The sequence below is a fragment of the Paenibacillus camerounensis genome (genome assembly GCF_000723885.1).
In the GTDB taxonomy this organism is placed as follows: Bacteria; Bacillota; Bacilli; order Paenibacillales; family Paenibacillaceae; genus Paenibacillus_AQ; species Paenibacillus_AQ camerounensis.
Genome location: NZ_CCDG010000039.1, coordinates 52702 through 65382 on the forward strand (window position 1 = coordinate 52702; position 12681 = coordinate 65382).

General features: G+C 51.3%; 7 protein-coding genes and 1 riboswitch. Of the genes, 3 read left to right on the top strand and 4 right to left on the bottom strand.

All coding sequences use genetic code 11. The features are described 5' to 3' along the window. Window positions 1-30: 30 nt before the first annotated feature. A riboswitch (purine riboswitch) is annotated at window positions 31-130 on the bottom strand. Window positions 131-344: 214 nt separating this feature from the next. Continuing rightward, complete coding sequence (locus tag BN3772_RS14790) at window positions 345-1439, top strand: GGDEF domain-containing protein (protein ID WP_042200346.1); 1095 nt, start codon at window positions 345-347, stop codon at window positions 1437-1439. A 91-nt stretch (window positions 1440-1530) separates the two neighbouring features. Here BN3772_RS14790 and BN3772_RS14795 read toward each other — a convergent pair whose 3' ends face one another. Then, window positions 1531-4644, bottom strand: a complete 3114-nt coding sequence (locus BN3772_RS14795; RefSeq protein WP_052380514.1) for an EAL domain-containing protein — start codon at window positions 4642-4644, stop codon at window positions 1531-1533. Window positions 4645-4930: 286 nt separating this feature from the next. On the opposite strand from BN3772_RS14795, the gene BN3772_RS30925 reads away from it, so the two are divergent. Continuing rightward, entirely contained in the window at window positions 4931-5074 is a 144-nt protein-coding gene (locus tag BN3772_RS30925) for a hypothetical protein (RefSeq protein WP_167336675.1), read from the top strand. 124 nt (window positions 5075-5198) lie between these two features. After that, window positions 5199-7565, top strand: a complete 2367-nt coding sequence (locus BN3772_RS14800) for a TPM domain-containing protein (RefSeq protein WP_042200347.1) — start codon at window positions 5199-5201, stop codon at window positions 7563-7565. A 113-nt stretch (window positions 7566-7678) separates the two neighbouring features. Here BN3772_RS14800 and BN3772_RS14805 read toward each other — a convergent pair whose 3' ends face one another. The 3 genes from BN3772_RS14805 to BN3772_RS14815 form a co-directional block, all read right to left on the bottom strand. After that, complete coding sequence (locus tag BN3772_RS14805) at window positions 7679-8476, bottom strand: formate/nitrite transporter family protein (protein WP_042200348.1); 798 nt, start codon at window positions 8474-8476, stop codon at window positions 7679-7681. Between the two features lie 306 nt (window positions 8477-8782). Further along, on the bottom strand, window positions 8783-11368 hold the full coding sequence (locus tag BN3772_RS14810; RefSeq protein WP_052380515.1) for an S-layer homology domain-containing protein: 2586 nt from the start codon (window positions 11366-11368) through the stop codon (window positions 8783-8785). A 203-nt stretch (window positions 11369-11571) separates the two neighbouring features. Continuing rightward, window positions 11572-12672, bottom strand: coding sequence for a toxic anion resistance protein (locus tag BN3772_RS14815; protein ID WP_042200349.1), 1101 nt, complete (start codon window positions 12670-12672; stop codon window positions 11572-11574). Window positions 12673-12681 lie beyond the last annotated feature (9 nt).

The following is a 12681-nucleotide window of genomic DNA, read 5'->3' on the forward strand; positions in this document are numbered from 1 at the left end:
ACACAAAAAAATCCCGACTCTTCATAGGTATGCAGAACGCACCCTATTCGTAGCCAGGAATTTACGGTTCCCTGTAGAAACCCCCAAACCTTATCTCCGGGGATATACGAACAGCTTCACTTTATTTTATGAGCCAATAGGAATTCTACAGAAATCACCCGAATGTGTCAAGGCATTTCCGCATATATAATTCGTGTTTTTGATGTAAAAATGATATCATCCATTGTAAATGTGTGTGTAATTGACCAAAACACGAACATTATAATCTTCACAGGAAATGGGAGGATCAGCGGTTTTTTTGTCGAATATATAGTGATATTGCCACTGGAAATGAGGAAATGTGTATGCACATCCCACCGCCAACTCCTCGCCAAAGCTACTGGAACCGGGTACTCCTCAATACCTTCTGGATGGTTCTGCTGGTATATTTGGCAAGTCAGCTTTTCATCTCACTATCCATGTGGGGCCATAGACCTGAATTCACGGACAGACAATATTTTGTCATCCATATACTGATACCTGATTCCGTCATCCTCATCCTGATCCTCACTCTGGAGTCCATCTATAAATGGAAGCCCGTACTCTCGGAATTTGCGATTGTCGCCGCAAGCCATATCTACGCCATCCTGATTATCACCAATCTCAGCAGTGAATATGAGGTCAAGCCGCTTATCATGCTGCTGCCTCTGCTGGTATCCATGATTTATCTCAAGGGCAGCTATATGAAGGCTTCCTCGCTGATCTGTCTGCTCTATACCGTTATGCTGTTCATTAACACTCCGGTTTACGAATATACACTGCGGATTCAGCATATTATGATCGCCCTGATTTTTGCCGGAACCTCACTGGCCGGCTTCGGAGTAATCGGGCGCGGGAAGGATCTTATGCAATCCCTGGAGGATTCTGTGAAGTCGGAGCAGGACCTGCGTATCCAGAATATTATCATGGACCGGCTGTCCAAGATTGATCCGCTGACCGATCTGTATAATCACAAAACCTTCCACGAATATCTGGGCTGGCTGATTGACCACCAGCAGAATAACCCGTTTCCGATGCAGCTTGCCGTTCTTGATATTGATAATTTCAAGAAGGTGAATGACCAGTACGGACATTGGGTGGGAGATATTGTGCTCAAGCAGGTCGCAGCTGTTGTCCTGAAGCATATCGCCACTGATGATTTCGCCGCCCGGTACGGCGGCGAGGAATTTGTGGTAATCCTGACTGCCAAGCAGCTGGATGAGTCCTGCAGTATTATGGAGCAGATCCGGATAGGTATAGCCACGATGCCGGTTGAAGAGATGAACGGAGAGTCTGTCACCGTGAGCATCGGCATGCATGACTTCTCGGTACGCGATACCAAAAGTGATACCTTCCAGCAGGCAGATGATGCCCTGTACAAAGCCAAGAAAACGGGTAAAAACCGGATTGTCCTGCAATAATCCATTGATTCTTATATACAGTAAAATAAAACGGATCTGCACAGTACGCAGATCCGTTTCATGTATGTAAACCTCGCCGGCTTTGCGCTTATCAGCCGGGCAGCTGCTCCAGAAGCTCCCATACTCCCCGCGGCGGTACGGGCCTGCTGATCAGATAGCCCTGCACCTTATCACAGCCTGATTCGTGCAGGAAAGCCAGCTGGGCGGCATCCTCCACTCCCTCGGCTACTACATCCAGCCCCATTTTATGGCCCAGCACAATGATCGTCTGAACAAAGGATTCGCTGTATGCCTGATCGGCCAGGGAGTCGATAAAGATTTTGTCCATCTTGAGCGTAGAGATCGGCAGCTGCTGCAGATAGCTCAGGGAGGAATAGCCCGTCCCGAAATCATCGAGGGCAATCCGGATACCGCGTGACTTGAGGAATTCCAGCTTGCTGACCGTGCTCTCAAACGATTCCATAAAGATCGATTCTGTAATTTCCAGCTCCAGGCAGCTTGGCGTAAGCCCGCTTTCCAGCAGGCTGTCCAGCACCACTTCAACGAAGTCATCCTGCAGCAGCTGAATGATAGAGATATTGACGGAGATTTTGTAGAGCTTGCCGGTGCGCTCATGAATACTCTTCATAAAGCCGCAGGCTTCACGCAGCACCCATTCCCCGATATAGATAATCAGCCTGGAATCCTCAGCGATCTTGATGAAGGAGAGCGGCGATACGAATCCGAGCACAGGACTGTTCCAGCGGATTAAGGCTTCAAATCCTGTTATCCGGCCTGTCTTAATATCTGCCTGCGGCTGATAATGCAGCTCAAACTCATTATTGTTCATCGCGCTGCGCAGGTGCTTTTCAATATGCATCCGTTCATTAAACGGGGTGTGCATCGATTTGTCGTAGATAACATAGGTGCCCTTGCCTTCTTCTTTGGCCCGGTACATTGCCACATCGGCATTCTTAAGAATCTCTTCCGTTGTCTCTCCGTCTTCCGGATAGAAGGAGATACCGATGCTGACAGACACATACAGATTGCTCTCTCCGATCAGGAAGGATCTGCGGAAAGCGCGCATAATCGCCTCTGCCAGATTGAGCACCGCTTCACGCTCGTCCGCATCCTCGATAAAGACCACAAATTCATCGCCGCCAAGCCGGGAGAGCATCGCCTTGCCCTGGAGCAGCGACTGGAGCCGTTCACTTGCCTTGCGGATCAGGATATCCCCGGATTTATGGCCCAGCGTATCATTGATATATTTGAAATTATCGGTATCCACGAACAGCAGCGCCGCCTTACCGCCGGGCCTCCGGAAGTAGTTCTCCATTGCCTCAAGCAGGGAGATGCGGTTAGGCAGATTGCTGAGCGAATCCATATAGGCCAGCCGGTGCATATGCTTCTGATTCTCCAGCAGCATATCATATTGCTCTACAAGCTCCTGCTGGGTCGCCGTAAGCTGCTCATAGGTGGCTTCCAGCTCCTGATAGCTGTTATTCAGCTTGAGTTCAACCTGCTTACGTCTGCTGATATCAATCAGCGAGCCGTTGAAGAGCTTCAGCTTGTCAGCAGGATCAACGATGGCCTTGCCCCGGACTTCGAACCAGATATAGCGGTTGTCTTTGGTACGCATGCGGTATTCGGTCTCATAGATCGGAGTTCTGCCGGTTAGATGCGCCTCTCTAGCCTTATCCGCTGATTCCTGGTCTTCCGGATGAATGATGCTGAGAACCCCTTTTTCAAACCCGTTAACCTCATCCTCTGTGTACCCCATGACCTCATACCAGCGTTCCGAGAGCTTGTAGAACCCGGTTTCCCAGTTCAGCTCCCACATATAGGCACCGGACCCCTCAGATGTCAGGCGCAGGCGGCGCTCACTTACACTCAGCCTGTATACCTGCTCCTGCAATTCCGTCTCTGTTGCCGTTAACTCTTCATATGTAGATTCCAGTTCCTCGTAGCTAAGCTGCAGCTTCAGCCCATTCTGCTTGCAGTCGTCGATATCCAGCCCTACCAGCAGGTAGACATCCTCATCCTGGGCATCCATTCCTTTGATCAGTGTGGTGCGGATGGAAAAAACCCTCGCCTCCGGCGAATGCTCAGGAAGCTTCAGCTCAACGTTGTTGACAAAATCCTGATAGACCGCCCGGTTCAGCAGATCGTGGAGCAGTGAGACACCGCCATTCAGCTCCTGCAGCTCGCCGAGCTTCCTGCCCAGCACCTCAGTCTCCTTCAGTCCGGTCATTTTCTCTGCAAACCGGTTAAAGCGCATGGTCCGCTGATCCCCGGTTACCGCCCACACAATCATTCCGGTATGCTCAATTACATCCTCAAAAAATTCCTGTTCCTCATAAATCGTCCTTCTCAGCCGCCGGATATACATCCTCATGGATACGACCCCGAAAAGAAGAATACACAGGCCGATTACAATACCGAAGATGATCCGGTCATTAATCATGGCATTGTAGCCTGCAGAATGAGTAAAGAAGTACTGCTGGTATAATTCCTCGAACGCCCCTGACCGCTGCAGCCGTTTCAGCCTTGCATTTATGTAGGGAACAAGCTCCGGAGAAGAGGTGCTGACACCATAAGCCACATCCACCGGGTACAGATTGCTTAGCTTGCGGATAATATTACCGGTCAGGCCGCGTTCGACAATCAGATAATCGACAACCCCCTGATTTTCGAACAGCAGGTCAATCTCGCCTCTTTCAAGTGCGTTAAGCGCATCCGGTACAGTGGGGTATTCTATGTATTGGGAGATTCCCGCCTTACTCTGCAGCAAAGCAGCGGTATATTGGCTTTTGCCTACGCCTACCTTGTAATTTGCCAGCATGTCCAGCGTTACTTTGTCCTTGAGCGCCTGCCGTGAATATACGGAGATGTAGCTTTTAAATACCGGTGTGGAGAACAGAATATCCTTCTTCCGCTGCTCCGTTACAGCCATAAGTCCGGTGGTGTCAATCTCCCCGGCTGTAAGCAGCTTGATAGTCTGCTCCCAGTCTCCGGTGCTGTAGCGGATCTGATATTCCTGTTTCTCAAAAATCATGCTGGTCAGGTCGATATCGAACCCGGTCAGATACCCGTTCTGAATATACTTAAACGGCGGATAATTAAGTTCTGCCTGGTACTTAATATCCTGTCTTTCAGCGTGAGCGGCAGCAGGCGGTGCCAGTATAAGCAAGATGCTAATCAGAAGCAAAAATTTACACCGCTTCATCGCAAATCTCCTTCTTCCCAAAAATCGGCTAGGGGTTTGGTAGTCAAGATTCATTCGACAAAATCTGGTAGGATTCCTGCCGGGTTCCCGCTAATTGTGATAAAATGTGCAACTGCGTTTGTTTTAGGACCGCTTTTTTCGGAAATACAGATAGAACCTTTAAATTTGTATTGCTTTTTGGGAGCAGAATGTGGATAATAACATTAACCAGTGATAATGATTATCATTATTAAATTCAAACTATTCATTCACTTCACTATATTGAGTCAAAGGAGACTGAACACCCATGAACGCAGCCACTACCCGGACAGCACTACAGGTTGACGATTATCTGGACCTGCTCAATCTTGCCGTTAAAGTCGGAGACCTGAAATGGCAGAAGGAAATTAAGTCACGACTGCAATATATCCTCTGTCTGCAAACCAGATAGCAGCAATGCAGATGCCGCATTCCCGTGTTACGGGGGGTGCGGTTTTTTTTGATTCCAGTGGGTAATGGGGTATAATCACAATAATAAACCGGGCCATAGTCCCTTTGAACGGAGTGTGCTCAATTTGAAAAAAATCTTCGCTTTATTCCTGATCTTCAGCGTCCTGTGGACGACCGGGGTTCAGGCTGCCGGATTCCCTGCACAGCAGGGATTAGTTACCGACCAGGCCGGGATGCTCACCGCCGGGGAGGCAGAGGCCATTGCTGCTGCGGCTGCCGGGGACCTTTATACCTTCCATGTGCTGACTATAGATTCGCTGGACGGCGCAAATGCGACCGACTATGCAAGCGATGTCTATGACAGCTGGGGGCTCACTGCACGCGATATTCTGCTGCTGATCTCCGCCGGTGATCAGCAGGTTGAGCTGAACTTCATTAATAGCTCGCTGCAGAATACGATTAATGCCTGGTCGCAGAACCAGGGCGGGAGCACAGGGAGTGCGGCTATCACCGGTATTATAGACGCTTATTTCATCCCCTCTGCAAGAGAAGGCGACTTTGCCGGAGGAATCAGCGCCCTGATTACAGAGCTGCAGTCCCTTGGCGGCAACCAAGGCAGCGGAGGGAGCACAGGGGCTGGCGGCTCAGGCGGTACGGTCAGCGGGAATACCGGAGCCGGAAGCTCAGGCGGAATGACAGGCGGGAATACCGGAGCCGGAAGCTCAGGCGGAATGACAGGCGGGAATACCGGAGCCGGAGACAGCGGCAAATCCGGGCTGCCGCTGCTGGCCATCGGCGCGATTGCTGCTGGCGCGGCGCTGCTGGCCTTCATACTGTATGTGCTGATTACCGGCCAGCGCCGCCGCAGACAGCTCAATGTGCTGCAGGATCAGCTGGCAGACTTACTTGTACGGACGAACAGGGCGATCGAGACGCTGCAGCCGTTTCAAGGCATCGTACAGGGCAAGACCGGGGAGATGGTTGCCGGTATTTCCAGGCGGCTGGATGCACAGCTGATCGAGATCTCAGCGCTGCAGGGCACAGGCCGAAGCCCGCAGCCGGCAATCTATCAGCTGTCTGCGCTTATGACTGCAATTACTCAGGCGGAGCAGACTGCGGCTGCCTTCCGTACCCGGATTGAGGATGAGGAACGGCAGATTGCAGTTATCAGCGATGCCGACCGTAATGTGAAGCAGCAGATTACCGAGCTCAAGCAGGATGCTCCTGAGCTGGACCGGGAGCTGCAGGATACGGTCAAGGATACCGGCTATGCGCTGCAGGAAATCGCTGACGACCTTAAAGATCTGGCTGAGGCAACTGCCAAAGCTGATCAGCTTGAGCTGTTTGATCCCATCGCCGCGCAGGACATTACCGGCGAAGCCCGGAAACAGCAGGAACAGATTGAGCAGGATCTGCGCGATGTAGATCACTATGATGATAAGCTGAAGGGCTTCAGCAGCGTCCTCTCTGCCGCCCGCACGAAGATTGCCGGAATCATTCAGCAGAACTCCCTGCACAATATGAAGATCAAGCCATATGACAACCTTGATCAGGCCGGCACCGCCGCAGAGACGCTGCGGGAGCCTCTGCGCAGCGGGGATATGGATCAGGTGCGAAGCATTGCTGCAACGATGGATATGCTCGTTCAGGAGGCTATTGCAATGACGGAACGCCAGGCGCAGCTCCGTGAGAGCAACCGGCGTGATCTGGAGACCGTCCGCAGCAGCTGGAGCGGGCTGGCCCAGCGGCGTAATGAGCTGCAGAGCCGGCTGGCAGAAGCACGGACCCGGTTTGCAGAGCAGCACCTTGCAAGTATTGCCGAGGTGCTGGACGCTTCCGGTGCCCGCCTGCGCCAAGGTGCAGGTGAGGTGCCGCAGATTGAGACGTGGACCAGCGACGAGCGCGGTGAGTACGATAATGCACGAAGCGGGCTGGACCGGCTGCTTACGCTGCAGGAGGAGACGGCGGGACAGTTCAGCAGCATCTCGCAAAGCCTGGATGAGCTGAACGGACGGCTGGAGGGCGTGAAACGACTGTTCCAGGAGGGCCTCAGCCGGGCAGACTCTGCCCAGCGGCTGCTGGAGAGCAGGGGATTAGCCGGACGGAGCAGATTCCAGGCCAGCCTGCTGCCGGAGTACGGACAGCTTGAATCAAGGCTGGCCGCCCGCCCTTATAACCTCGATGAGTTGGAGACGATCGGGCGCTCCTATGCCGCCCAGATCTCCGCATTTGCCGAGGAGGCGAACCGGCTGGTGCGGCAGAAGGAGGAGGCTGAGCGCCAGGCTCAGCTTGCGATGATGCGGGAGCGCCAGCGCAGAGAGCAGGCCCGTAAGCGGATGTCCTCCGGCCCGCCCTCTTCGGGCGGCTTCGGCGGCGGCGGCCGTTCTTCGGGCGGCTCCTCCTGGGGCGGCGGAGGCGGACGCTCCTCCGGCGGCTCTTCCTGGGGCGGAGGCGGCAAATCCGGCCGGAATTCCGGCGGCTCCAAGTGGTAGCTCCGTCCGGCAGCAGATACATGCACGGATAGTGAACAGCACCAAAAAGACCCTGCTCCGGTTTGAGGAGCAGGGTCTTTTTGGATACAGATAAGAATGTACTTGCATTATAGTTAGTGCAGATCTCCAGGGTCCTTGTCCAGAAACGGCTTGTTCACATAATAATACATGACGCCCATCAGTACACCGCCGCCGATCAGGTTCCCGAGGGTAACCGGCACCAGGTTGTGCACGACACCGCCCCAGGAAATGGTTCCGGGGTGATCCAGCACCAGCGCTATAGCAAAGGTACACATGTTGGCGATACTGTGCTCATAGCCGGAGATAAAGAAGCAGAAGACAAACAGCATCATAGCGAACATTTTAGCCCCGTCATGCTTCATAGACATCGGAACAAAAAATGCCAGACAAACGAGCCAGTTACACAGGATAGCCCGGAAGAACAGCTGGAGCGCCGGCGCCTCCATTTTATGGGCTACGACGTTCAGCAGAAAACTGTTAACACTTGAATCATCGTACAGTCCGGTCAAAAATATCAGCAGCGCAAATGCCGTTGCGCCAAGAATATTCCCGAGATAGCTGACTACCCACATGCGCACCACTTTAGTCCACTGCATCTTTTTTCGCAGAGCGGCATAGGAGTAATAAAAGGTATCCCCGGTGAATAAATCTCCGCCGCCGTACGAAATTAGAATAATCGCAGCTCCAAAGGTAATGGCAGCCATCGGATAGGTCATCGGGGAGTGCTCCATGTAGAAGAAATTCCCTGTTTTGAAGGCCACAATGACTCCGAAGCCGATGAACATACTGGCCAGCATGGCTCTGGCGATATAACGCCATACACTTTGATCAAAAATTTTCTGTTTCTTGAGTGCTAATTTTTCAACCTGCAGCAGTGCCTCGTTCTCCATATGACCTCCGCATAAGCCCGTATTTTCAGCAGTCCAACCGTGCTGCAATGCAGCTATTATACCCAATAAACCGCTGGAAATTACTTGAACCACGAAAAGCATAAGAAATGTTCAGCTTCCAAAAGAAGTCCATCACTCCGCCCTACTCGCTGCCGTCATCAGGGTGATTTAATCCGGCCACCGACTCTGCCTTGTTGCTGCCCGCGACGATAATTAGCACCAGTATCAAGCTTCCCAGTATCATCCGCTGCCCCCCGTTTCTCCGTAAGAACCTATGCAGGGATGAGGGGGATTATGAGCGGCTGTTTAATCAGCCAGAGTGCCGATATAGTAGCCGATTGCTTTGAAATCTTTGTCGTAGAAAATGACGATATAGTCTTCGCTATAGCCGGTAGGCGGTACGTTTTCTAAAGAATACATCGGGCTAAGAGGATAGCTGCCGTTACCGTAATATTGCTTGAGCTGTTTTACAGCATTTTCCGGGCTGAAAGCCTGATCAGATCCAAGCTCGGAGCGGGAAGCAGAAGTAATATAGACCGCCTCAGGGTGGTTTCTAGTATAATCCTGGTAAAACACATAGTCCGTCAAGCTGCCTTGGCTGTATGTCCGCTCCAAAGTAACCCCCTCATTGACAGCTGTGGCTGAACCGTCCCAAACCGGCGTTTTTACTGCAAAATCCATCTGCTGCGTTGCATATCGTACAGGCTGTCCATTCTTATCATAAAGCACCACCGTTACATAGTGATTACCCTGCAGTCCAGTTACAGGAAGATATACAATTCCGGAATATTCCTGCCAGCCATATACACTTGCAATTCGCAAATTCTCGGCAGTAAACGGGCTATCAGTAATGTAGAAGGAAATGAATTTTGCTTCAGCGTTTAATTCTGCCGAATACGCCATTAAGTTGTTACCGTTTATTGTATTCTGCTGATCCGTAATAGAAACAGATACCAGTGGAAGACTGCTGCCGAGCGGACCTGCGTTTTTCATTGTATCCAGCTGGACAACCGCATTCTCCAGGCTGGTTCTATCAGCCTCGCTGATTTCCGCTCTAAGTGAATTATCGAGCTGATAATAAGCCCGGGCCGCACTCATGATCGCATTTTCATTGTCAAGAGCCGGCTTACTGCCGATTTCACTGATTCTTTTTTGTACAGCTTCGACCGCAAGCTCATCCGACAACTGAACTTTACCCTCATAGTAGCTGATTGCCTGAAGGTCCTTGTTATAGAAAATAATTGTATATTCCTGCTCATTATAATATTTACTAATGTCATAGTTTACCCAAGCCAGCGGAACGTTATCAATGCTCGCATAATACGGATAATTCGCATCAATTACTCTTACACTGTCAGAATTATAGAGATTAAGCGAACCCGCAAGATAATCGCTAATATTAAGCTTAACCTCTCTGTTAAACCGGTACTTGGGAGAAATGCTATAATACACTGCACCTGCGGACTGATTCTTCAGAACATCCGTGACATCTATGATGTCCGTATAATGGTATCCGCCATTAATAGAAACGTCAAAGTACTGTTTCTCTTGTTTAATTGATACACCGCCTTCCAGCCTGGAAAACGAATCGGAAACAGTGGTTAAATTAGGCTGTATGCTGATTTCCTCGGAATAGTAGCCACGCGCTTCACCCTGTGCATTTATAACGACACTAACATAATATTTTCCTGCTGCGGGTACGAATAGACCAGGAACTTCAACCCTAGTAAATGAATTCTGCGGATAGGCCACTATGGGCAGCGTAACAACAGACCTTCTAGTTTTAACCGCCCATTTCAGGTCTCTGGCGCTGATTGGATCATCCGTTATATAGTATGTAGCGGAAGCCCCCGTATTCTTCAAGGATGCAGGCAGCCCACTATAGTCAACCTCCAGGTAGACACCATGTGTTACAGTTGAATTTGGAAAAGCCTTAATACCAATGTCCAGCAATGGAATATCGACTGGAGAAACTGTCGGTACCGGGGTTGCTGTAGGTACCGGAGTCGCTGTAGGTACTGGGGTTGCCGTAGGTACCGGAGTCGCTATAGGTACTGGGGTTGCCGTAGGTACCGGAGTCGCTGTAGGTGCTGGGGTTGCCGTAGGTGCCTGCGTTGCTGATGGGGTCACCGTCGGCACAGGGTCCACGGGAGCCGGATTTCCCCCTCCCCCGCCTCCCCCGCCTGCTGCCGCTGCTGGGGTTGCTATAGCGGTTGGTGACGGACTCGGCGAGGCTGTAGCTGACGCTACTGGAGCAGTTGACGGCTGAACAGCCGGCACCTGAGCAGCTGCGCTATCAATCAGTGTCAGAGATTCTGCCCGGGTCAGCGCCTGCCCGGGTGCAAAGGTCCCGTTAGGATAGCCTTTGAGCACACCAGCCTTAACTGCGGCAGCAACGCTTGCCTTGCCCCACTGGGCAATGCTTCCGGAATCACGGAATGTCTGAAGTTCATTAATATTTCCCTCTGCAAGTCCGAGAAGCTTGGCCGCAACTACTGCTGCCTCCTGACGGTTAATCGGGTCGCCCGGGCGTATTCTATTGTCATAACCCTGTATGTATCCGGCAGCAACTGCTTTTGCCACTTCACTGTATGCCCAATTGGCAGGAGCAACATCCGTAAAGCTGATCTTACTCTCTGCTATAAAGCCGAAAGAACGGTTGACCAGTGCCATAAATTCTGCTCTTGTTATTGGCTGGTTAGGCTTAACTGAACCATCCTGGAATCCTTTTAGATCGCCTTTTTCCAGCCAGACTTCAATCGTTTTCTGTGCCCAGTGGCCTTCATAATCCTTGCCACCGCTTTGCGCCGCTGCTCCCGCCGTTCCTAAAGCGCCTAGCAGCATGCTGATTCCCAGCGCCCCCGTTATTAATCCCCGAAGCTTCCTGCCCATAAATACATCCTCCTATGCCGTTCCTCCGAACAGCAAATAATCAAATTACTGCTGCACTTTGCTCCCGCCAAAGAACAGACAAGCAATCTCATAATATCCCATATGAAAATTCTAGTAAATCAGAGATATTGTCGAAAAAATAGATTTTTCATGCAAAAAAGCCCTCCGGGAGTCCGGCGGGCTTTGGATAATTTCTATAAAATTCAATTCAAAAAGCTGCTAAGCCCGCTCTCATTCGCCGCCTGCTTCAGTGCCTGCGGCTGTGAGGCTTCATTGAGGCCAAGACGGTTGTTAAGCTGCGTGTTAATCGTTGTCATCTTGGACGTGTAATCCTGGCAGCTTTCGATTATCCGGCGGTTAGACTGCTCGGAGGTATCCAGTGCGCTCAGCAGATCGCCGATCGCCTGATTAACAGCTTCAAGCGACATGGAGGGCTTGGACAACAGCTCTGTCGTCTTCTCGGTCGTTGTGCGCAGAAGCCGCGCGTTCTCCTTGAACTGGTCTTCAATTGTCTTGTTCGTTGCTTCAACCGCAGAAATGACATTCTCCTGGTCAGCCAGGGACATCGCAATCATTGCCGACACGGTAATCAGATTCGAGGTTTTATCAATGGCATTGTTAACCGAATCAATCAGCTTATCGTTGTTGTCATTAATGATATCTGTAGCGGCAATCGCCTGATTGTAGAGCAGAATCATCTCGGTCATAGACTGGATACGGACCATTACCTTGCGCAGCCCGCGTTCCAGATATGCCTTGCGGAATTCATTCTCCGGCTTGGCAATCTCAACCTCAAACAGCTCCTTCAGCCTGTTGCCGAAGGCGATCTTGGTCTGCAGATTGTAGATTTCCTCCATCGAGGTGCGCTTCAGCTGGCGCATGTTGACGATGCTCTCCTCCAGCGTATCCCGGCCGTCACGCAGACCGGTAACGATGGCGTCAATGTTGGTGCGTACAGACTGATATTTGTAGACATAGTTCTTCAGCGGGCTTTTACGGAGCATTTTACCGAAAAAGCTGACGTTCTTGCTCTGCTGCAGCGTCTCACACTCGTTGCGCAGCTTCATAATCATATTCGGCACTTCCACACGCTTGCCTGACATAAGGTCATTAACCGGACGGTCCAGCAGCTTCAGTGTCTGCCCGGCCTTCTCCTGTGTCTTAACCCCAAGCTTGCCGATGTCATCCATCAGGGTGTCAAGGGCTACGGTATCTGTCTTGGCTACCTGTTCGATTAACTGCGAGGCTTCTTCGACTACCTTTTGCTCATCTTCCTTCTTGAGCTGAATTAACTGCGTGGACATGGGTTTCCC